The 22,682-nt window shown below is 72.5% G+C and carries 15 protein-coding genes; 10 read left to right on the forward strand and 5 right to left on the reverse strand.

Going from position 1 to position 22,682, the window contains the following annotated elements:
* Positions 1-27: 27 nt before the first annotated feature.
* Complete coding sequence (locus ACFWIS_RS32695) at positions 28-969, forward strand: bifunctional riboflavin kinase/FAD synthetase (RefSeq protein WP_380460494.1); 942 nt, start codon at positions 28-30, stop codon at positions 967-969.
* Between the two features lie 55 nt (positions 970-1,024).
* On the opposite strand, the gene ACFWIS_RS32700 is transcribed toward ACFWIS_RS32695, so the two are convergent.
* The 3 genes from ACFWIS_RS32700 to eccE form a co-directional block, all read right to left on the reverse strand.
* Positions 1,025-3,190, reverse strand: a complete 2,166-nt coding sequence (locus tag ACFWIS_RS32700; protein WP_380460492.1) for a MinD/ParA family protein — start codon at positions 3,188-3,190, stop codon at positions 1,025-1,027.
* 130 nt (positions 3,191-3,320) lie between these two features.
* Complete coding sequence (locus ACFWIS_RS32705) at positions 3,321-4,088, reverse strand: hypothetical protein (RefSeq protein ID WP_380460490.1); 768 nt, start codon at positions 4,086-4,088, stop codon at positions 3,321-3,323.
* The gene (gene eccE, locus ACFWIS_RS32710; RefSeq protein WP_380460488.1) at positions 4,088-5,347 is read right to left on the reverse strand and encodes a type VII secretion protein EccE; all 1,260 of its coding nucleotides are present in this window, start codon (positions 5,345-5,347) and stop codon (positions 4,088-4,090) included. The genes ACFWIS_RS32705 and eccE overlap by 1 nt, the downstream gene beginning before the upstream one ends.
* Before the next feature lie 348 nt (positions 5,348-5,695).
* On the opposite strand from eccE, the gene ACFWIS_RS32715 reads away from it, so the two are divergent.
* From ACFWIS_RS32715 to ACFWIS_RS32740, 6 genes are all read left to right on the forward strand, one after another.
* Positions 5,696-7,426 carry a type VII secretion protein EccB gene (locus tag ACFWIS_RS32715; RefSeq protein ID WP_380460486.1) on the forward strand — a complete coding sequence of 577 codons (1,731 nt, stop codon included), beginning with the start codon at positions 5,696-5,698 and terminating at the stop codon, positions 7,424-7,426.
* 181 nt (positions 7,427-7,607) lie between these two features.
* The gene (locus tag ACFWIS_RS32720; protein WP_380460484.1) at positions 7,608-7,910 is read left to right on the forward strand and encodes a WXG100 family type VII secretion target; all 303 of its coding nucleotides are present in this window, start codon (positions 7,608-7,610) and stop codon (positions 7,908-7,910) included.
* A 102-nt stretch (positions 7,911-8,012) separates the two neighbouring features.
* Complete coding sequence (locus ACFWIS_RS32725) at positions 8,013-8,306, forward strand: WXG100 family type VII secretion target (protein WP_380460482.1); 294 nt, start codon at positions 8,013-8,015, stop codon at positions 8,304-8,306.
* A gap of 116 nt (positions 8,307-8,422) precedes the next feature.
* Complete coding sequence (gene mycP, locus ACFWIS_RS32730; protein ID WP_380460480.1) at positions 8,423-9,655, forward strand: type VII secretion-associated serine protease mycosin; 1,233 nt, start codon at positions 8,423-8,425, stop codon at positions 9,653-9,655.
* 77 nt (positions 9,656-9,732) lie between these two features.
* The gene (locus tag ACFWIS_RS32735) at positions 9,733-10,275 is read left to right on the forward strand and encodes a SigE family RNA polymerase sigma factor (protein ID WP_380460478.1); all 543 of its coding nucleotides are present in this window, start codon (positions 9,733-9,735) and stop codon (positions 10,273-10,275) included.
* A 65-nt stretch (positions 10,276-10,340) separates the two neighbouring features.
* Entirely contained in the window at positions 10,341-11,675 is a 1,335-nt protein-coding gene (locus ACFWIS_RS32740) for a hypothetical protein (RefSeq protein WP_380460476.1), read from the forward strand.
* A gap of 87 nt (positions 11,676-11,762) precedes the next feature.
* Here the strand turns inward: ACFWIS_RS32740 and ACFWIS_RS32745 are convergent, their stop codons facing one another.
* The gene (locus tag ACFWIS_RS32745; protein WP_380460474.1) at positions 11,763-13,166 is read right to left on the reverse strand and encodes an APC family permease; all 1,404 of its coding nucleotides are present in this window, start codon (positions 13,164-13,166) and stop codon (positions 11,763-11,765) included.
* A 499-nt stretch (positions 13,167-13,665) separates the two neighbouring features.
* The gene (gene eccCa, locus ACFWIS_RS32750; protein WP_380460472.1) at positions 13,666-17,610 is read right to left on the reverse strand and encodes a type VII secretion protein EccCa; all 3,945 of its coding nucleotides are present in this window, start codon (positions 17,608-17,610) and stop codon (positions 13,666-13,668) included.
* 433 nt (positions 17,611-18,043) lie between these two features.
* Here eccCa and eccD point away from each other — a divergent pair, with 433 nt between their 5' ends.
* The 3 genes from eccD to ACFWIS_RS32765 all read left to right on the forward strand — a co-directional run bounded on the left by eccD (position 18,044) and on the right by ACFWIS_RS32765 (position 22,649).
* Positions 18,044-19,504: a type VII secretion integral membrane protein EccD gene (gene eccD, locus ACFWIS_RS32755; protein ID WP_380460470.1), complete on the forward strand. Its 1,461-nt coding sequence runs from the start codon at positions 18,044-18,046 to the stop codon at positions 19,502-19,504.
* A gap of 191 nt (positions 19,505-19,695) precedes the next feature.
* On the forward strand, positions 19,696-19,986 hold the full coding sequence (rpsO, locus tag ACFWIS_RS32760; protein ID WP_188302791.1) for a 30S ribosomal protein S15: 291 nt from the start codon (positions 19,696-19,698) through the stop codon (positions 19,984-19,986).
* Between the two features lie 455 nt (positions 19,987-20,441).
* Entirely contained in the window at positions 20,442-22,649 is a 2,208-nt protein-coding gene (locus ACFWIS_RS32765; protein ID WP_380460468.1) for a polyribonucleotide nucleotidyltransferase, read from the forward strand.
* The last annotated feature ends 33 nt before the right edge of the window (positions 22,650-22,682 follow it).

Raw genomic sequence — 22,682 nt, forward strand, 5'->3', positions numbered from 1 at the left:
GCACCGTACGGAACAAGGAGCAGTCGGGTGCAGCGCTGGCGTGGCCTGGAGGAGATCCCCGGTGACTGGGGACGCAGCGTCGTCACCATCGGCTCGTTCGACGGGGTGCACCGCGGACATCAGCTGATCATCGGGCGGGCCGTCGAGCGGGCCCGCGAACTCGGCCTCCCCTCGGTCGTGGTGACCTTCGACCCGCACCCGCGCGAGGTGATCCGCCCGGGCAGCCACCCGCCGCTGCTCGCGCCGCACCCGCGCCGGGCCGAGCTGATCGCCGAACTCGGCGTGGACGCGGTGCTGGTGCTGCCGTTCACCACCGAGTTCTCCCAGGAGTCCCCGGAGACCTTCGTCCAGCAGGTGCTGGTGGACGCGCTGCGCGCCCGGGTCGTCATCGAGGGCCCCAACTTCCGCTTCGGGCACAAGGCGGCCGGGGACGTCGCGCTGCTCACCGAGCTGGGCCGGGCGGACGACTTCCAGGTCGAGGTGGTGGACCTCCAGGTGTCCGGCACGGCCGGGGACGGTGAGCCGTTCTCCTCCAGCCTGACCCGCCGCCTGGTCGAGACCGGGGACATGGCGGGCGCCAACGAGGTGCTCGGCCGCCCGCACCGGGTCGAGGGCGTGGTGGTGCGCGGCGCGCAGCGCGGCCGCGAACTCGGCTACCCGACCGCCAACGTGGAGACCGTGCCGCACAGCGCCGTCCCCGCCGACGGGGTGTACGCGGGCTGGCTGACCGCCGAGGGCGAGAGGATGCCGGCGGCGATCTCGGTCGGCACCAACCCGACCTTCGACGGCACCGCCCGCACCGTCGAGGCGTACGCGATCGACCGGGTCGGCCTGGACCTGTACGGGCTGCACGTGGCCGTGGACTTCCTGGCCTACCTGCGCGGGATGGAGAAGTTCGACTCCATCGAGGCGCTGCTGGACCGGATGGCCGATGACGTCAAGCGGGCCCGGGAGCTGACCGAGGTCTGATCCCGGCCGTACGGGGAAGGGCCCGCCGACTCGGAGTCGGCGGGCCCTTCCGTCGTCACTGCTGGGGCGGCTGCGGCGGGTAGCCGTAGCCCGGGCCCGGCTGCGGGGCGCCCGGCTGCTGCGGCCAGGGGGCTCCGGGGGCGGGCTGCTGGGGGTAGCCGTACCCGGGCGGGGGCGGCGGGGCCTGGCCGGGCTGCGGGGCCCACGGCGCCCCGGGGGCGGGCTGGGCGGCCTGGCCGGGGTAGCCCTGCTGCTGGGGGTCGGCGTACGGCTGGGGCTGGGCCGGCTGCTGGTAGCCGGCCTGCGCCTGCTGCTGCCAGCCGGCCTGCTGGGCGGCCGCCTGCTGGGCCCGGACGATGTCCTCGCCGACCAGGGTGGCCAGCTCGAAGTACGCCTCGCGGACCTTGGGTCGCATCATGTCGAGGTTGACCTCGGCACCGGCGGCCAGGCTCTCGTCGAACGGCACCACGATGACGCCGCGGCAGCGGGTCTGGAAGTGCGCGACGATGTCCTCGACCTTGATCATCTTGCTGGTCTCGCGCACCCCGGAGACCACCGTGATGCTGCGCTGCACCAGATCGGCGTAGCCGTGCGCGGAGAGCCAGTCCAGGGTGGTCGAGGCGCTGGAGGCGCCGTCCACGCTCGGGGTGGAGACGATGATCAGCTGGTCCGCGAGGTCCAGCACCCCGCGCATCGCGCTGTACAGCAGGCCGGTGCCGGAGTCGGTCAGGATGATCGGGTACTGGCGGCCCAGCACCTCGATGACCTGGCGGTAGTCCGAGTCGTTGAAGGTGGTCGAGACGGCCGGGTCGACGTCGTTCGCCAGGATCTCCAGGCCCGAGTTCAGGTCCTGCGAGGTGAACTGACGGATGTCCATGTAGCTGCGCAGGTGCGGGATCGCCGTCACCAGGTCGCGGATGGTCGCGCCGGTCTGGCGCTTGACCCGGCGGCCCAGGGTGCCGGCGTCCGGGTTGGCGTCGATCGCGATCACCTTGTCCTGGCGCTCGCTGGCCAGGGTCGCGCCGAGCGCGGTGGTGGTCGTGGTCTTGCCGACGCCGCCCTTGAGGCTGATCACGGCGATCCGGTAGCAGCTCAGCACCGGGGTGCGGATGATCTCCAGCTTGCGGGCCTTCTCGGCCGCCGCCGCCTTCCCGCCGAACTGGAACCGGGGCTGCTGGCGCTGCTGCTTGGGCTGGCTGCGCAGCAGCCGGTCCGAGGACAGCTCGACGGCGGCGGTGTAGCCGAGCGGGGCGCCGTGGGCGGTCTGCTGCGGGGCGGCGGCCTGCTGGAACGCGGCCGGCGGCGGCGTGGCGGCACCCTGCGGCGGCCAGGGCTGGGCGGGGGCGGGCTGCTGCTGGGCGGGCTGGCCGGGCTGGCCGGGGTAGGGCTGCCCGGGCTGGGGCTGGGCGGCAGGCTGCTGGTAGGCACCGGGCTGCGGCCAGCCACCCTGACGCGGGTCGACCGGGGCGGGCGGCGCGGGCTGGGGCTGTTCGGGCTGCGGCTGGACGGGCTGGACGGGCTGGACGGGTTGCGGCTGTGCGGGCTGCGGCTGGACGGCCTGCGCGGCGGCCGCGTGCTGGGCGGCCCAGGCGGCCTGCGGATCCCAGGCGGCCTGCGGGTCCAGCGGGGCCTGGCCCGGCACCGGCTGGGCCGTCGGCTGCTGCGCGAACTGCTGCGGCGGTACCGGCTGCGCGGGCTGCGGGGCCGGGTACGGCTGCGGCGCGCTCGGCTGGGCCGGTGCCTCCGCCGCCGGCGGCCAGGGCTGCGCGGCGGCGGGTGCCTGCGGATGCTCCGGCGTCACGGGCGGGGCCGCCATCGGGAACGGAACGTGCTGGGCCTCGGCCTGTACGGGCGGCGTCGGCGGTACGGGGGCGGGCGCGGGCGTCGGTTCGGCCACCGGCGGCGGGGTGGGGGCCGCGACCGGAGCCGGGGCGGGCGCAGGCGTCGGCACGGGCGCCTCGCCGACCGTCGGAGCCGGAGCCGGAGCCGGAGCCGGAGCCGGGGTCGGAACCGGTGCAGGAACCGGTGGCGGCACCGGAGGACCGGGGACGCCCGGTTCGGCCGGGGCGCCGGGGCCCGCGGCCGGGGCCGGGCCGGCCGGCGTCGCCGGGCCCGACTGCACGTACCAGGACGGGGGAGTGTAATCGGGCGCGTCGGACCAGTCGTCGTCGTCCTCCGCCGCGTTGTCGCCGACGTAGACGCCGTCCCGATCGCTGCTCACTAGGGCTCCCTCGTGTTCGCCGCCGCTTGTTCAGCGGTGCCGTTGCCGCAACAAAGACTAGGCCGTTCGGCTGCCCCTGTTGAAGGCGGCTTCGGTTCCGGACCGGGATCGACCGGCCCGGGAGCGCCCCTCAGTCCATCCGGCGCGGCAGGCCGAGCACCTGCTGCTCGGCCTGCCCGGCCACCGCGCGGACGTACTGACGCCGCATCCGGGTGGCCCACAGGGTGAGGTCGTCGCCGAGGGCGGGCAGCGCGGCCACGTCCTCCGGCGGCAGCGACAGCACCCGGCCGACCAGCTCCGCCTCCTGGGGCATGATCCGCTGCACGCCGACCAGGTCGGCCGCGTTGAGCACCCGGGAGGCGTTCGGACCCAGGTACGGGAGCAGCGTCAGGGTGGTCTGCCAGGGCGCGGCGGAGAGCCGGGTGCGCGGCGGGCGGGCGCCGAGGTCGCGCACCACCAGCACCGGGGAGGCCACCGAGGCGCCCTGCGGGCCGAGCCGTCCGACCTGGTGGACCGTCACGCAGGGCTGGCCGCCGCCGGCGGCCTGCGCCATCGGGCCCCAGAGCTGGGCGCGGGCGGTCTCCACCGCGACCCGGGCACCGATCGCGGCCGCCCGCAGCGCGATGATCTGGGCCGTCCACACGCCGCCGACCAGCACCAGGTCGTAGGCGCTGGGGCGGAACAGGCCGAGCACCGCGGGCAGTCCCTGCGGGTCGACGCCGATCACCACGCCGTCGTCGCCGACCGGGAAGGCCAGCGCGGCGAGGTCGGCGGCCTCCAGCACGTGCTTCTCCCGGCGCGGTCCGCGCAGCCCGAAGCCCGGCAGGATCCGCGGGCGCGGCCGGCGCTGTTCGGCGCCGGGCGTCGGACCGGGGGCGGGATAGGTCTGGTACGCCATCAGGACGTTCCTCCCAGCGGCAGGGTGGCGAGCATGCCGGGGGCCTGTTCGAGGTCGAGCCGGACGAGGCCGAGCCCGGCGCTCTGGGCCCGGGCCTCCACCTGGCGGCCGACGTCACCGACCTCGCCCTCGCTGCGGCCGGTCACCCGCAGGTGGCCGCTGACGGTCACCGAGCCGCCGGTGCCGTGCCCGGCGGTGAGGCTGAAGGTGCTGGCCAGTGCGGGGGAGCCGGTGATCAGGTTGACCAGGTCCGGTGCGCCGATCCGGCCGGCGCCGCCGCCGGGGCGGGTCAGCTGCGGCCAGCGGGAGATCGCGTAGGTGCTGTGCCAGCGGTCGTCGATCCGCCAGAAGCGGTTGCCCTCCTGGGTGCGGCGGGTGGTGCCGCCGCCGCTGCCGGTGCCCTGGCGTCCGGCGACCGCGATCGGGTTGGCGCAGGTGGCGATGGCCAGGGCGGCGATCAGCTCGCGCTCGTCCAGCACGGTCGCGTTGAACCCGGCGCTGTTGAGGCGTCCGGCGAGCTGGTCGGTCACCCGCTGGAGCGCCTTGCGGGCGCCCTCCTCGCCGCCGCCGCGGGCCCGGACGGCGGTGGCCGCGCGCTCCGGGTCGAGCTTGAGGGCGACCCAGGTCAGCCGCAGCCCGGGGGTGGAGGTGCCGTCCGGGAGTTCGCGGTAGGCGCGGGCGGCCAGCGACTGCTCGGGCAGGTGCTGGGCCGGGGCGGGCTGGGTGTGCTGGACCAGCTGCACCGACTCCAGGGTGACGTCGTCCACGGTGAGCGCCGAGCAGATCACGTCCAGCGGCAGCGGCAGCGCGGTGCGCACCGGGCGCAGCGGCTGGTCCTTGGCCTGGACGAGCAGCACCGAGGTGAGGAAGGTGCCGTCACCGACCATGCCGGTCTCGCGCCGCACCGGGCGGCCGCCGAAGTCGGCCTCGGTGGCGTGGGTGCAGGTGCGCAGTGCCGGTTCGAGCTCCAGCGCTGGCGCCAGGGCCGGGTCGGTGCCGGGCGGCGGCAGCAGCGACTTCGCCTGCCGGCGGCGGGACTTGAGGGCGGTGCGGACCCGGAGCAGCTCCGGGATGGTGCGGCCGCGCAGCGGCACGAGCGCCAGCACCAGCAGGACCAGCGAGACCGCGCCGAAGCCGGCCGCGACCGGGCGGCTGATCGTCCAGCCCACCGCGACCAGGGCGGCGGCGACCTCGACCAGGACGAGCTGCTGGAGCTTCAACCGGCCGCCGAGCAGCCCGGGTCGGGGGTTGACGCGCACCTGGACGGGGCCGCCGGGGCCGGCGGGCGCCGCCGGTCGGACGGCCGCGGTCCCGGCGGGCGGGCCGCCGCGTCGGGCCCGTCCGGGCCGGCGCGACCTCCCTGCGCCCGCGTCGCCGCGGCGTTCTGGAGCGGTCTGGCTTGGCATCCCCCGGTGGCCCTCTCTGATCCGTTGGCGCGGCCCGGCTGGCTGGTTCGCGGACCGTACCCGTACCGTACTCACCGTCTGCTGCCGCATCGTAGAGGGTTCGGGCCGGGTCCCGCCCGGCGGGTGCGGACCACGGGGCAGGTCGGGCCGACGGGAGGCCGACCGCGGCCGGCACAGGTCTGACAGAGGGGGACGACGAGGATGGCATCGCGTCGGGACGAACTGAACGCGTACACCTTCGCCCGCAAGCGCACGGTGGGGGCGTTCCTGCTGCCCTCCGGCGGCGGCAGTGACGAGGACGCGCCGCGCCCGGTGAAGGCGGTGCTGCCCAGCGTGCTGGTCGGGACGCTGGTGGTGGCCGGGTTCGGGCTCTGGGGGGTGTTCAAGCCCGCCGCGCCGCTGCAGTGGGACAGCGGGAAGAACATCATCCAGGGCAAGCAGTCGACCACCCGCTACGTGGTGCTGGTCGATCCGGACGGCAAGACCAAGCGGCTGCACCAGGTGCTCAACATGTCCTCGGCGCGGCTGGTGCTGCCGGTCGACGCCAAGGTCGTGGTGGTGGACGACGGGGTGCTGGACCGCTACCCCAACCACGGCCCGACCATCGGGATCCCGTACGCCCCGGACAAGTTGCCCGGCAAGGACAGCGCCGGCCAGCCGATGAAGTGGGCGGTCTGCGACCGTCCGGGGTCGGACGAGAAGCAGGAGACCGTCAACCAGGCGGTGTTCGTGGCGGCCGGCGCGGACGCGGCGGCGCTGGCGGCCAAGGACCGGATGCTCGGCCAGGACCAGCTGATGCTGGTGCAGCAGGCGGACGACCAGCAGGTCTCGGCCTCGGGGCCGGGCCAGTCGGCCGGGGGCGCCGCGAAGGTGTACCTGGTCGACGCCCAGGGCCGCAAGCACGAGATCGGCTCGACGCAGTCGGACGACAAGGAGCGCAAGGCGCTGGTCACCGCGGTCTTCGGGCCCAACGCGGTGCCGCAGCGGGTGAAGCGGGAGTGGCTGGACACCCTGGTGACCGCCAGCGCGATCACCTTCCCCGACGTCCAGGGGATGACCGACACCCCGAACCCCAACTCCAGCGTGAACCTGGGCAACGCGGCGGACCGCCGGATCGGCCGGCTGGTGCACTACCAGGACCGCAACTACGTGGTCGGCAAGGACGGCCTCTTCCTGATCACCCCGTTCCAGGCGGAGCTGATCCGGCAGAACCCGGCGTACCAGGTGCTCTACAAGTACGACCAGGACAAGCGGCCGCGCAACGACGAGATGACCCCGGACGACCAGTTCAAGAACAACACCGACGTCCGGCTGCCGAAGACCCCGGACGACTGGCCGCTGAAGTCCGGTGCGCCGGTGAACAACTGGCAGGACCGCCAGGACGCCCGGCTGGTGGTCTGCAGCACCTTCGACGGCATGGCCGAGGACGGCCGCACGCCCAAGCGCAGCGTCTGGGCCGGGACGTCCTACCCGGCGGCGTACAACAACGGCGCGGGCGCGGCGTACGTGACGCCCGGTCACGGCCTGTTCTACCGGGCGGTGGACAACGCGGCAGGCGGCAACGGCGGCAACAACACCAACGGCGGCAACGAAGCCAACGCCGCGGCCGGGGGCGGCTCCGGCACCGACTTCCTGATCACCGAGACCGGCCTGCGCTACTCCGTCCCGGCCAACGGCGACGGCGGCCACGGCCCCACCCCGTCGCCCGGCTCCAGCGGCTCCCCGAAGCCGACGGCCGCGCCGCCGAGCACCCCGAACCCGGGTGCCGCGAACCAGCCGACCCAGAACCCGGACGAGCAACCCGGTGGCAACCAGGCCCGACTGGGCTACCAGAACGTCCAGCCGCTGCCGGTCCCGAAGGAGTGGTCGAACCTGGTGCCGGCCGGCCCGCCGCTGACCGCGAAGAGCGCCGCGCAGCCGCAGAATGCCTGATCAGCCAAGCCCGGCAACGGAATTGGCCCCAGTGTCATGGTCTGGTAACTACTCGGCACTCGATGTTGGGTGAGTTGCGTGTGCCGACTACAGTGCTGCTGGACATCACACGGGTGATGCGGCGGCGGGCCCTCGGGGCCCTCCGTGCACACAATGTTTTTCTCATGGGGGACGGTGGATCATGAGTGACGGCCAGTTCACGGTGACCGCGCAGGAGATGATGGACTTCGCCGGGAAGATCGAGACGGCGATCGGCCAGATCGAGGCGGAGCGCAGCGCGCTCCAGACGACGGTCGACAACATCACCAGCGGCTGGAAGGGCCAGGCGGCTGACGCCTACAAGGCCCTGCAGACGAAGGTCAACGATGACGTCAAGGCGCTGAAGGAATCGCTGCACGCGATCAAGAACGCCATCGAGCTGACCACCAAGCACTACGCGAGTGCCGAAGAGGAGCAGAAGTCGCTGTTCGGCCCCCAGAGCTGATCACCGCTTCCACGCTGATCACCGCTCCGTTCCGACCTTCCGCCCTCCGGGGCGACCGCCGATGAACGCGGGGCGCTCCGCATCCTCGTCAAGGGAGACATTGTGACCGACCACATCCTCGTCAACTTCCAGACCCTGCACCAGGCGTCCCAGGACGTGCAGACCTCGGCCAACAAGATCGAGCAGATGCTCTCCGACCTGCGCAAGGAGGTCACCAAGATCTCCCACGGCTGGCAGGGCCAGGCCCAGCAGGGCTACAACGCCCAGCAGACCAAGTGGGACGGCGCCGCCCAGGACCTGAAGGACACCTGCGCCAAGATCTCCAGCTCGCTGGAGAGCGCCGCGCAGAGCTACCACGCGACCGAGAAGAAGAACGCCGGTCTCTGGAACAGCTGATCGCAGGTTCCCGGACGGGAACGGCAGGGGCGGGTACCCGGATTCCGGGCACCCGCCCTTCGGCGCGCGGCACGGTACGCCGCGGCACGGGGTGGCGAACACGAGGGGTGGCTAGGGTGTCCGGACGCGGGTTCCGTAGGACGGTCGCGGCGCTGGCCGCGCTCGTGGTGCTGGGCGGCCCGGCCGGGGCCCCGGCGTTCGCGGACGGCGGGCCCGGACTGGCCGCCGCCGGCGACTGCCCCAAGCCCGCGCCCGACGTGCCGACCGTGCCGTGGTCGCTGCAGCGGATACTCCTGGACGAGCTCTGGCAGGGCGGGAAGACCACCGGCAGCGGGGTGACGGTCGCCGTCATCGACACCGGGGTGGACGACACCAACCCCCAGCTGGCCGGCAAGGTCGACGCGGGCAACAGCCTGTTGTTCGACAAGCAGAACAACAAGCCGGTCGACGGCACCTCCAAGAACGACACGGTCGGCCACGGCACCAAGGTGGCCGGCATCATCGCCGCGGGCCGCAGCGACAAGACCGGCTTCGTCGGGCTGGCCCCCGACGCCAGGATCTACGCGATCCGGCAGAACGACAGCGAGGGCAACGGCGACGTCTCCAGCCTCACCAAGGCCATCAACGACGCGATCGACCACCACGTCAAGGTCATCAACATCTCGCAGGACGTGCGCGGAGCGGGGGACGCCCAGTTCGGCGGCTACGCGGACCTCAAGGCCGCCATCGACCGGGCCGAGCAGAGCAAGGTCGTGGTGGTCGCCTCCAGCGGCAACGACGGCAAGGAGGGCGACACCTACCCGGGCGCCTTCCCGACCGTGCTCTCCGTCGGTGCCTCCGACCGCAACAACGAGCGCGCCCCGTTCTCCCAGTACGGCTCCTTCGTGAAGGTCGCCGCGCCCGGCGTCGACATGCTCTCCACCGTGCCCGGCGGCGGCCAGTGCGTCGACAACGGCACCAGCTTCGCCGCCCCGTACGTCTCCGGGCTCGCCGCGCTGCTGATCGGCGCGCACCCCCTCTGGACGCCGGCCCAGGTGCGGGCGTGGATCGAGCAGTCCGCCCAGCGCACCGAGGCCGGCCCGAACCAGTTCATCGGCTGGGGCGTGGTGGATCCGGTCAAGGCCGTCACCAAGGCGCCCGAGAACCCGCCGTCCACCCCCGCCCCGGACGCCCCGGTGCAGCTGGCCGCCGCCCCGATCGTGCCGCGGCCGGTCGGCATCGGCGAGACCCAGGCCGACCGCGACGGCCGCACCGCCACCTACGTGGTCGGCGTCGGCGCCCTGGTGGTGGCCCTGCTGATCGGCGGCGGCGTGGTGCTCCGCGACCGGCGCCGCGGGAAGAACCCGTAAGCCGCCTGTAACACCACGGCCGGTTCACCGCATCCATCAGGTGTCGGGGGCACACGGACGCGGGGGAGCGACGGGCGATGAGATGGATCGGTGGTGGCCGCGAGGCCAAGGACGCGGAGTTCCTGGAACTCGTCTCCAGTCGCACCGGCCCCCTCTACCGCTCGGCCTGCCTGCTCACCAGCGGCGACACCCACTACGCCGAGGACCTCGTGCAGGAGGCCCTCAGCCGGATGTACGTGCTCTGGCGGCGCAGCGCCTTCACCGGCGGCCGGAACAGGATCGACAACCCGGCGGCCTACATCCACACCGTGATGGTGCGCACCTTCCTCGCCCAGCAGCGCCGCCGCTCCAGCGGCGAGCGTCCGACCGAGGCCCTGCCGGAGCGGGAGGGTCACGACGCGGACAGCAGTCTGCGGCTGACCCTGCTCGACGCGCTCGGGCGGATGCCGGCCAAGGACCGGGCGGTGCTGGTGCTGCGCTACTGGGAGGACCGCAGCATCGAGGAGACCGCGGACGTGCTGCGGCTGTCCTCCGGCGCGGTCCGGACCAGGACGAGTCGGGCGCTGACCCGGCTGCGCACCCTGCTCGGCGATTCGCTGGCCGAGCTCGCCGCCCGCTGAACGCCCCGGGCACAACTGCTGACCACTACTGGCACTTCCGCGACGCAAGGAGACGGTGATCCGCCATGTCCGAGCCGGACAAGTTCGAAGACGATCTTCTCTTCGCCATCACCCGCACCGGTGAGGGCTTCCGCCCCGAGCAGGCCGACCAGGCCGGGCTGGTAGCGGGCGGCTACCAGCGCGGCCGCAGCCGCTGGCGCCGCCGGTCCACCGCCGCGGTGGTGGGCGGCGCCGCCGCGCTGGCGCTGGTGGGCACCGGGGCGGTCTACCTGACCGGCCCGGCCTCCCGCTCCGGTGACGGCACGGGCACGGTGGCCGCCGCCGGGCCGGCCGCCGCACCCGCGGGTTCCGCCGCCGCGGGCTCCGGGGCCGGGGGCTCCGGGGCCGCGACGACCCCGGCCGCCGACGCCACGCCGTCCGCCAAGCCGATCACCGACGACGAGATGCTGGCCACCTTCCAAGCCCTGCTGCCCCAGGGCCGCACCACCGACGGCAAGGGGTCCGGCACCGCTCAGCAGCCCGGCAAGCCGTGGGGCGGCGGCATCGCCGCGACCGCCTCGCTGGTCTTCGACGACGGCCAGGGCAAGGCCGCGATGGGCGTCTCGGTCGGCCGCCTGGCCCTGAACGATCCCAACCGGGCGCAGAACGTCTGCCCGAGCAAGAACACCGTCCCGTACGACGCCTGCACCTCCACCAGCCTGCCGGGCGGCGGCTCGCTGACCGTTCTCCAGGGCTACGAGTACCCGGACAAGCGGGCCACCACCAAGTGGTGGAACGCCAAGCTGATCGGCCAGGACGGCCGCCAGATCGAGCTGTCGGAGTGGAACTCCGCGGCCGAGAAGGACTCGCCGGACAGCCGCCCGAACCCGCCGCTGTCGCCGGAGCAGCTCAAGGCGATCGTCACCGACAAGTCCTGGGACGCGGTCGTCGCGGCGATCCCGGAGCCGAAGCCGGTCAAGGTGCCGGACACCTCGAAGGAGTACAGCGCCCAGGAGATCCTGGACCTCACCGCCAAGCTGCTGCCGGGCGGGCTGACCGAGTCGACCTCCCAGGCCGACGGCTTCGGCTACGCCAACTTCGTCCTCGACGACGGCCGGGGCAAGTCCCTGGTGCAGCTCAACGTCCAGGACTGGAGCCGCGACGACCAGACCAAGGCGGAGCTGTTCGCCGGCGCCCGGACGCTGCCGGACGGCACCAAGATGGTGATCCGCAACGGGAGCGACAAGCCGGGCGTGGGCATGTGGACCGTCGACACCCTGCACCCGGACGGCCTGCGGGTGGTGATCAGCTCGTTCAACAGCGGCACCCAGCAGGCCCCGGCGACCCGCAAGACGCCGGTGCTGACCAACGACCAGATGCAGGCGATCGCGGCCGCCCCGGTCTGGAAGCTGAAGAAGTAGCGGGCGGACGTACGGATGCGGCGGTGCCCCGGGCTGGGGGGAAGGCCCGGGGCACCGCCGTGTGGGGGAGGGGTGGGGGATCGGGGGTCAGTCCCGCTGGTCCTCGGGGAGGCTGATCACCCAGCGGGTGTCCTGCCGGGGGCGCAGGTAGAGCAGCCAGTAGAGGGTGGCGGCGGCGGTGATGCCACCGGTCCACAGCAGGGGTTCGGCGTCGAGCTGGGTCATGACGTAGACCAGGACGACGATCAGCAGCGCGGGGACGGCCGGCCACAGCGGCATCCGCCAGGCGGCGGCGTGCTTGTGGTGGCCGCGGCGGGAGAGCAGCGAGGCGATGGCGACCAGCAGGTACATCGCGGTGACCGCGACGCCGGTGATGTTGCTGAGCAGTTCGCCCTTGACGAAGCAGAGGGCGGCGCCGGGCAGGCCGACCGCGAGGGTGGCGATCCAGGGGGAGCCGAAGCGGCCGAGGGTGCCGAAGGCCTTGTTGACGGGCTCGGGCCAGGCCTTGTCGCGGGCGGAGGCGAACAGCACCCGGGAGTTCTGGATGACCATGACGATGCCGGCGTTGATGATGGCCAGCGCGATGCAGAGGCTGATGAAGGTGCCGACCGCGGAGTTGCTCCAGGCGGTGACCATGCCGGAGATGTCGCCGGAGGTCAGGGTCTGCAGGTCGGGGGCGCCCAGGGTGATGGCGGCGACCGGGATCAGGATGATCGCGCTGGACAGGCCGAGGGTCCACAGCACGGTGCGGGAGACGGTGCGGCGGGGGTTCTCCAGCTCCTCGGAGAGGTAGACGGCGGTGGAGAAGCCCTGGGTGGCGAACAGGGCGATGCCCAGGGCGCCGATGATGGCGCCGATGCCGACCGGGCTGGCGGCGCCGCCGTCCGTGGAGACCAGGCCGTGCAGCAGGCTGGGGTGCGCGGAGTTGGCGTGGGCGAAGCCGAGCACGGAGACCACGCCGGCCGCGATGACCTCCAGGACCAGGAAGATGCCGGTGATCCAGGCGTTGGCGCGCAGGTCGAGCAGACCGGCCAGGGTGGCGGCGAGCATCACGACGGCGCCGGCGATCGGCTTGTCGACGTGCAGGACGGGCGCCAGGTAGTCGGCGGTGCCGAGGGCGATGACCGAGGGGACGATCATCACCACGATCAGCGACTGGATGAAGACCAGCCAGCCCGCGAGGCGCCCGGCCAGGGTGCCGACCATCGCGTACTCGCCGCCGGCGCTGGGGATCAGGGTGCCGAGCTCGGAGTAGCAGAACGCGACCGCGACGCAGAGCACCGAGCCGATGGCGATGGCAAGGGCGGTGGCGCTGCCGATGCTGGAGAACAGCTCCGGCACGATCACGAAGAGCGTCGACGCGGGGGTGACGCAGGACAGCGTGAGCAGGGTGCCGCCCACGACGCCGATCGAGCGCTTGAGCTGCTGGGGCGCTGCTGTTCCGTCCGCCGTGGCGGTGACGTTCTGTGGCGGGCGAAGCGTGTCGGTCATGTGGCTTCCGATCGGCTCTGTGCGGTCCTGGGATGGGAGCGGTATCGCCTCCGCTGGCTGGTTGCTCGGGTCCTGTCGGTCGCTCCCAAGGCCGCAATGGAACCTTGGGTGTATTGATTGCGTCAACGCCGGAACTGCTTCGGAATCCGTTGCGGTGAACGGCATAAACATGCGATCCGATGATCACTTACGGTCATCACGTTGGTTGTCCGACTTGCTACTTTGGCCACATCAAGCATGAATCAAAGGTGAACTGCACATTGCATGCCATCTTTCCAAGGTGGCGCCTCGATGGGACGGTGATACGCCCAGGCGCCCCTGAGCCGCAGGGCAACTCCCGAGGCGGGTGCGGGAACCGCAGCCCCACGCCGGAAAGATCTAGGTAACGTTTCAGCACCTGGGACGACGAAGGGGTCGGACTCCGCTGAGTCCGACCCCTTCGATCACCGTCCGTAGCGGGCGGCCCGTCCATGGCGGGCGGCCCGCCCGCTGCGCCCGGTCACTGCGCCGGCAGCCAGCCCGTCTGGACCATCTGTCCGTTGGTCGCGCGGCGTGACACGTAGACCCCGCGGCCCGGCGGCAGCGCCTGCGGCTTGACCGTCCCCAGCAGCGCGCCCTCGTCCCGGTTGCCGGACAGGATGACGCCCTGCCCGCCGAGCTCGCGCATCCGCTGCATCACCGGCTCGTACAGCGAGCGCCCGGCGCCGCCGGCGCTGCGGGCCACGATCACCCGCAGGCCGATGTCCCGGGCGAACGGCAGGAACTCGGCCAGCGGCGCCAGCGGGTTGCCCGAGCTGGTCGCGACCAGCTCGTAGTCGTCGACGATCACGAACATGTCCTTGCCGCTGTACCAGCTGCGGTTGCGCAGCTGCTCGGCGGTCACGTCCGGGCCGGGCAGGCGCCGGGCGCAGGCCCCGCGCAGCATGTCCACGATCGCCGTCATGGCCGGCTGCGCGGCCGCGTACTCCACCAGGAACTCCGGCGGGACGGTGCCCAGCAGGGCGCGCCGGTAGTCGCCGACCACGATGCCCGCCTGGTCCGGGGTGTAGCGCTCGGTGATCTGCTTGATCAGCATCCGCAGCACCGCCGACTTCCCGGACTCGGTGTCACCGAAGACGATGAACAGCGGGTCGGTCTCGAAGTTGACGAACACCGGTGCCAGCTCGGCCTCGTCCACGCCGAAGGACACGCCGCGCTCCGGGTGCTCGAAGCCCTTCGGCAGCGAGTGGCCGTCCAGGACGGCCGGCAGCATCCGCACCTGCGGGGCGCGCGGGCCGGTCCAGGCCCCGTCGACCGCGCCGACCAGTGCGGCGACGCCGTCCTGGAGGTCCTCCACCGAGGAGGAGCCGTCCAGTCGGGGCAGTCCGCCCAGGAAGTGCAGCCGCTCCGCGGTGATGCCGCGCCCGGCCAGCGGCGGGACGTTCTGCGCCACCCGGCGGTCCACCTCGGACTCCATCGCGTCACCGAGCTTCAGCTCGATGCGGTTCTGCAGCAGGTCCTTCAGCGCGGGGCGCACCTCCGCGTAGCGGGCCGCGGTGATCACCAGGTGGACGCCGTAGCCGAGGCCGCGCTGGGCGATGTCGCCGATCACCGGCTCCAGGCCCTCGAACTCCTGCTTGAAGGTGTTCCAGCCGTCGATCATCAGGAAGACGTCGCCGAAGGCCTCGTCGGGCAGCTGTCCGGCCGCCCGGCGGGCCCGGTAGGTGGTGATGGTGTCGATCCCGGCCGTCCGGAACAGCTCCTCGCGCCGGTTCATCACCGAGTGCACCTCGGAGACCATCCGACGCACCTTGTCCACGTCCAGGCGCCCGGCCACCCCGCCGACGTGCGGCAGTCCGGTCAGCGACTGGAAGCTGCCCGCGCCGAAGTCCAGCAGGTAGAACTGAACCTCGCGCGGGGTGTGGGTGAGGCCGAAGGCGGCCGTCATGGTGCGCAGCACGGTGGACTTGCCCGAGCGCGGGCCGCCCACCACCAGGCCGTGGCCAGCCGCCCCGGAGAAGTCGACCTCCAGGATGTCGGTCTTCTGCTCGCGCGGCTTGTCCACGATGCCGATCGGCGCCCGCAGCCGGCCGCCCGGGTAGCCCGGTGCGGTCAGCCCGCGCTCCGGGACGACCTGCAGCGGCGGCAGCAGGTGGTCGATGCTCGGCGCATCGTCCAGCGGCGGCAGCCACACCTGGTGCGCGGCCGGGCCCTGGCCGGTCATCCGCTGGACGAAGACGTCCAGCACGGTGTCCACCAGCGCGTCGTCCTGTTCCGGGGCCCGCGGCGCCTCCTCCTCCACCGGCTCCGGCGGCAGGTCCACGAAGGCCGAGGTGAACTCCACCGGCCGGGCGTTCACCCGCCGGCCACCGGTCGAGCGCTGCTGCCCCGGTGCCCGGTACGGCCCCGAGACGTACGCGGCCTTGAACCGGTCCATCACGTCCTCGCCGAACTTCAGGTAGCCCACCCCCGGCACCGGCGGCAGGTGGTACGCGTCCGGCACGCCGATCGCGGCCCGCGACTCGGCGGCCGAGAAGGTGCGCAGACCGATCCGGTAGGAGAGATAGGTGTCCAGGCCGCGCAGCTTGCCCTCCTCCAGGCGCTGCGAGGCCAGCAGCAGGTGCACGCCCAGGGAGCGGCCGATACGGCCGATCTGGATGAACATCTCGATGAAGTCGGGCTTGGCGGTGAGGAGTTCGGAGAACTCGTCGATGATCAGCACCAGCGAGGGCAGCGGGTCCAGCGCCGCGCCGGCCGCCCGGGCCCGCTCGTACTCGTGGATGTTGGCGTAGTTGCCGGAGCGGTGCAGCAGCTCCTGGCGGCGGTGCAGCTCGCCCTCGATCGCGTCGCGCATGCGGTCGACCAGGGTGAGCTCGCCCTCCAGGTTGGTGATCACCGCGGAGGTGTGCGGCATGTCCGCCATGCCCAGGAAGGTCGCGCCGCCCTTGAAGTCGGCGAGCACGAAGTTCAGCGTCTCCGAGGAGTGGGTCATCGCCAGCGCGAGCACCAGTGTGCGCAGCAGCTCCGACTTGCCGGAGCCGGTCGCGCCCACGCACAGGCCGTGCGGGCCCATGCCCTCCAGCGCGGCCTCCTTGATGTCCAGGTAGACGTGCTCGCCGTTGGCGCCGACGCCGATCGGCACCCGCATCCGCTCGTGCTGGGCGCGCGGGCGCCAGCTGCGGGCCACGTCGAAGGAGCCCGGGTCGCCGGAGTTCATCATGTCGGTGAAGTCCAGGTTGGACAGCAGCGGCTCGTCGTCACCGCCGGCCGAGGCCCGGTACGGCGCCAACTGCCGTGCCAGTGCCTCGGACTGCCACTGCGAGAGCAGGTCCGGCTTGCCGCTGTAGGTCGCCCCGGAGGCCGAACGCAGCACCAGCTCCTGCGGGTTGACCGTCACCATCAGGTGCCCGCTCGGCTCGTCCACCTCGCCCGGGACGACCTCGATCACGGTCACGCCCTGCACGCCCTCGGGGCTCGCCAGCACCGAGTCGTGCGGCACCCCGGCGCCGTCCATGATCACCACGAGGTGCGGCTGGTCCGCGGCGGGCGCCGCGTCCCGGACGAAGCGCTGGCGGCCGGACAGCTCGTCCTGGAGCAGGAACTCCAGGTCGCCCAGGTCGGTGGCGTTCAGCCGGCGCGAGCCCGCGCCGTCGCTCTCCTTGCGGTGCTGGTTGTGCGGGAGCCACTTGGTCCAGTCCCACTCCTCGGCCGCGCCGGGCGCCGCGGCGACCGCGACCAGCAGGTCGTCCGGCGAGTGCAGGGTGGTCAGTTGGGCGATCATCGCGCGCACGTTGCCGTACACCGAGTCCGGGTCCCCGCACACCGTGATGTGGTAGAACGCCCGCAGCGAGACCGCCAGCGGCAGGTCCTGCAGGGTGCCGTGGGCCTTCAGGAAGGAGTGCATCGCGGCCGCAGACAGCGGCTCCAGCTCGTCCATCGGCGCGGTCTGCGGCGCCACCAGCGGGGTGGACAGCTGCACCGGCCCGAGGCCCACCCGGATCTGCGCGAAGTCGCCGTCGGCCGTACGCCGTTCCCACAGCCGCCGGCCGTCCTCGACGATCGACCACAGCTGGTCCGGCGCCGGGTTCAGGAACAGCAGCGCGCCGCGCTGGCTCTCCGCCGTGCGGCGCACCTGGCGGCGGGTCTGCTGCAGGTACTTGAGGTAGTCGCGGCGCTCGTCCGCCATCGCGGTCGAGCCGCCCTTGCGGGCCCGCACGATCTGGGCCAGCACCATGCCGACCGTCGAGGCGATCATCAGACCGCCCATGATCTTCATCGGGGCGGCCGCACCGGGCGAGAAGAAGAACACCGCCGAGCCGCCCATGCCGAGCATCGGCAGGATGCTCATCAGCCAGTCCTCGCCGCCGTGCCGGGGCAGCTCGGGCGGGCTGATCAGCTCCACCGGCTCGTCCGGCACGGTCGGCGGGTAGGCCCTGGCCGGTCGCTTGACCATGATCACACCCATGTGCCATCCACCCCGCGGCGTCGATCGATCACTTCGGCATCAGCCCTCACGCGACTGCGCCGGTCCGGTACGGAATCCCGTGGCTGAGGACGTCCCACCCAGCGCAGCCCCCGTACCACCGTGCGCAGGCGCCCGATACTAACGGTCGGCCCCCGCACCGCCCGCCCGGCCCCGCCCCGGGGCGGCACCGGGCCCCGCCCCGCGGCGACGGAGGGCACGAACCGAGCGGGTAGGGTAACGCCGCGCCAACTCGCGGCCCGGCCGGGCCGGTTCCACAGCCACACCGCGCGCCGCCGTGCCGCGGCACCGTCAATACAGGGGGAGCGCCCAGTGCGTCGAAGGATCGAGGTGTCGTCGTGAGTGAGCGGAGCGAGCTCACCATCGAAAGGTGCGTGTGGGCGAGTGCCCCTGCCGGGCGCGGCGAGGTGGGCGCATGAGCGCGGCTGCCGCCACGGGCTACTGCCGGGTGACCGTCGTCGCCCCGGACCGCCGGATCGATGTCGCCCTGCCCGAGGACGTCGCCCTCGCCGACGTCTACCCCGAGGTGCTGCGCCTGGCCAAGCAGAGCCAGCCCGACGGCACTCCCACCGGCTTCCACCTGGTCCGCCGCGACGGCACCGTGCTCGACAGCAGCCTGTCACTGGCCGCCCAGCAGGTCCGCGACGGCGACCTGCTGGCGCTTCGCCCCTTCGCCGAGTCGCTGCCGCCGGCCGTCTACGACGACGTCGCCGACGCCATCGCCAGCGCCGTCGAGGCCGACCGCCGGTTCTGGACCGTCGACCTGATGCGCGGCTTCGGCCTGATCGGCGCCGGGGTGCTGCTCGCCCTGCTCGGCTTCGCGCTCTGGTTCTCCGACCTGCGCCACGACATGCACAGCCTGCCCGGCGTGCTGGCCGGCGTCGCCGCCGTCGTGCTCACCGCGCTCGCCGGGGTGCGCGCCCGGGTCTACCAGGACCCCCACGCCGCGGTCGCGCTCGGCCTCGGCGCCCTGCCGCACGCCATGATCGCCGGCAGCGGCGTCATCGCCGTCGCCCATCCGTGGGACGGCCCCGGCCGGCTGCAGTTCCTGACCGGCTGCGTCACCGTCCTGGTGATCGCCGTGCTGCTGGCCGGACTGCTGCCGGAGAAGGACGCGGTGTTCGTCGCCGCCGCCTTCGTCGCCACCGCCGGCTCGCTCGCCACCTTCACCGCCGTACTGATGCCCGACACCCCGGCCGGGAACATCGCCGCCGTCACCGGCGTCGCCGCGGTCGCCGCGGTCGGCTTCCTGCCCAGCCTCTCCGCCCGCTTCGCCCGGCTCCCGGTCGGCTTCAGTGCCCCCGGCCAGACCCGCACCCGCAGCCGCGACTACGACGAGGAGGCCGAGCGCGCCGAGGCCGTCGAGTACGAGCGGATCGCCCACCAGGCCCGCCGCGGCCACGAGGTGCTGGTCGGCCTGGTCGGCGGCTGCGCCGCGGTCGTGGTCGGCGCCTGCGCCGTCCTCTCCTTCACCGACCGGACCTTCCCGGAGCTGCTGGCGCTCACCCTGGGCATCGCGACCATGCTGCGCGCCCGGTTGTTCCGCTACACCGCCCAGGTCCTCAGCCTCACCGTCGCCGGGCTGCTCGGCCTGTGCCTGCTGATCGTCGGGCTGTCCCTGCACACCCCGGCGTTCATCCTGCGGGCGGCCGGCTCCGGCACCGAGCTGGACCTGCGCACGATCTGGCTGGCCACCTCCATCGCCTTCGGCGCCGCGCTGCTCACCGCGATCGCGCTGGTGGTGCCCCGGCTCGGCGTCTCCCCGTTCTGGGGCCGCATCCTGGACCTGGTGGACAGCCTCACCCTGATCTCACTGGTCCCGCTGGCGCTCGCCGTCCTGAACGTCTACCGGCTGGTCCGCGGCGCCACCGGCTGACCGCCGCCGACCGGTGCCGCCCCACCCGTCGCCCGGCCGGGTGGGGCGGCACTGGTACGCTTGGCCTCCGAGTGCAGCAGTGTGTCCGCCCCCCACGGGTAGCAGACCGCAGGACGCGCTCACGACACCGAGTTCTCGCAGAGCCCTGTGCAGTCGACCAGGACCGCTCGGTAGACCTTGAAGGAGTTGCAGTGGCTCTCGCCTCTGACGTCAAGAAGCAGATCTTCGCCGAGTTCGGCCAGAAGGAGGGCGACACCGGTTCCCCCGAGGTCCAGGTGGCCATGCTCTCCCGCCGCATCTCGGACCTGACCGAGCACCTCAAGTTCCACAAGCACGACCACCACTCGCGTCGTGGCCTGCTGATCCTGGTCGGCCAGCGCCGCCGGCTCCTGCAGTACCTGGCCAAGAAGGACATCGAGCGCTTCCGTACGCTCGTCGACCGTCTGGGCATCCGCCGCGGTGCCGCCGGTGGCGCCCGCTAAGACCGCCGCTCGGGGCGGCTCCCCACACCGGGGAGCCGCCCCTCGCGCGTATGCCGCGGCGGTTCGACCGCGGCACCTTGACACAACAACTCGCGCGCACCTCCCCAGGTGGCCGAGGATTGCACCGTAGGGTTGTGGGCATGCCGGGTGATGGCGCAGCAGCGCGCCACCCGGGCAGACAGCCCGAACCCCCCGCGGGACGAAGGCTTCAAACGGAAGCCGCCCGCATCCGAGAGAGCGTCCAGACGCGGACCGCCCGTCCCGGCCCGGCAGTCGTGAGGCGCCGGTCCTCGGTAGTGGCCCCCGGAACCCCCGCAGCCGAGCGGGGCACCCCGGAGGCTTCGATCGAAGACCGGCCCGACTGCCGCCCTCCCTGGCAAGAGGGCCCCGGAGCCAACGCGAGGCACTGCGCGGGGACGCTTTCCCGGAGACGTACGAAAGAGGAGATCTTCCAGGTGGAAGAGAACGTGTTCTACGCCGAAGCCGTAATCGACAACGGTTCCTTCGGCACCCGTACCATCCGCTTCGAGACCGGCCGCCTGGCCCGTCAGGCCGCCGGCTCCGCCGTGGCCTACCTGGACGACGACACCATGGTGCTGTCGGCCACCAGCGCCTCCAAGCAGCCGAAGGAGCACTTCGACTTCTTCCCGCTGACGGTGGACGTCGAGGAGCGGATGTACGCCGCCGGCCGCATCCCCGGCTCGTTCTTCCGTCGTGAGGGCCGGCCCTCCGAGGACGCGATCCTCACCTGCCGCCTGATCGACCGCCCGCTGCGCCCGTCCTTCGTCAAGGGCCTGCGCAACGAGGTCCAGGTCGTCTGCACCGTCATGGCGCTCAACCCCGACCACCTGTACGACGTGGTCGCGATCAACGCCGCCTCCGCCTCCACCCAGCTGGCGGGCCTGCCGTTCTCCGGCCCGATCGGTGGCGTCCGCGTCGCGCTGATCAACGGCCAGTGGGTCGCCTTCCCGACCCACAGCGAGCTGGAGTCGGCCGTCTTCGACATGGTCGTCGCCGGTCGCGTCCTGCCGGACGGCGACGTCGCGATCATGATGGTCGAGGCCGAGGCCACCGACAAGACCATCAAGCTGGTCGAGGGCGGCGCCGAGGCGCCGACCGAGGAGGTCGTGGCCGCCGGTCTCGACGCCTCCAAGCCCTTCATCAAGGTGCTGTGCGCCGCGCAGGCGCAGCTGGCCGCCCAGGCCGCCAAGCCGACCGCCGAGTTCCCGGTCTTCCTGGACTACCAGGACGACGTCCTCGCCGCGCTGACCAGCGCCGTCAAGGACGAGCTGGCCCAGGCCCTCACCATCCCGGGCAAGCAGGAGCGCAACACCGAGCTGGACCGCGTCAAGGCCGTCGCGGCCGAGAAGCTGCTCCCCGAGTTCGAGGGTCGCGAGAAGGAGATCAGCGCCGCCTACAACGCGCTGACCAAGAAGATCGTCCGCGAGCGCGTCATCAAGGACAAGGTCCGCATGGACGGCCGCGGTGTCACCGACATCCGCACCCTGGCCGCCGAGGTCGAGGCCATCCCGCGCGTCCACGGCTCGGCCCTGTTCGAGCGCGGCGAGACCCAGATCCTGGGCGTCACCACGCTGAACATGCTCCGGATGGAGCAGCAGCTCGACACGCTCTCCCCGGAGACGCGTCGCCGCTACATGCACAACTACAACTTCCCGCCGTACTCGGTCGGCGAGACCGGCCGCGTGGGCGCCCCCAAGCGCCGCGAGATCGGCCACGGCGCCCTGGCCGAGCGCGCCATCCTCCCGGTCCTGCCGACCCGCGAGGAGTTCCCGTACGCCATCCGCCAGGTCTCCGAGGCGCTCGGCTCCAACGGCTCCACCTCGATGGGCTCGGTCTGCGCCTCGACCATGTCGCTGCTGAACGCCGGTGTGCCGCTGAAGGCCGCCGTCGCCGGCATCGCCATGGGTCTGATCTCGCAGGAGATCGACGGTGAGACCCACTACGTCGCGCTGACCGACATCCTGGGTGCCGAGGACGCGTACGGCGACATGGACTTCAAGGTCGCCGGTACCCGCAACTTCATCACCGCGCTGCAGCTCGACACCAAGCTGAACGGCATCCCGGCCTCCGTGCTGGCCGCCGCGCTGAAGCAGGCCAAGGACGCGCGCCTGCACATCCTCGACGTGATGAACGAGGCCATCGACTCGCCCGACGAGATGTCCCCGAACGCGCCGCGCATCATCACCATCAAGATCCCGGTGGACAAGATCGGCGAGGTCATCGGCCCCAAGGGCAAGATGATCAACCAGATCCAGGAGGACACCGGCGCCGAGATCACGATCGAGGACGACGGCACCATCTACATCGGTGCCTCCGACGGCCCGGCCGCCGAGGCCGCCCGCACCACGATCAACCAGATCGCCAACCCGACCATGCCGGAGGTCGGCGAGCGCTACCTGGGCACCGTGGTCAAGACCACGACGTTCGGCGCGTTCGTCTCGCTCATGCCGGGCAAGGACGGCCTGCTGCACATCTCGCAGATCCGCAAGCTGGCCGGCGGCAAGCGCGTGGAGAACGTCGAGGACGTCCTCGGCGTCGGCGCCAAGGTGCAGGTCGAGATCGCCGAGATCGACCCGCGCGGCAAGCTCTCGCTGATCCCGGTCATCGAGGGCGAGGAAGGCGGCGAGGCCGCTTCCGAGTGAAGCGCCGCTAGCTGACCCCTTGCGGCCCGTACG

Source organism: Kitasatospora sp. NPDC127060 (assembly GCF_042724935.1).
Classification (GTDB): Bacteria; Actinomycetota; Actinomycetes; order Streptomycetales; family Streptomycetaceae; genus Kitasatospora.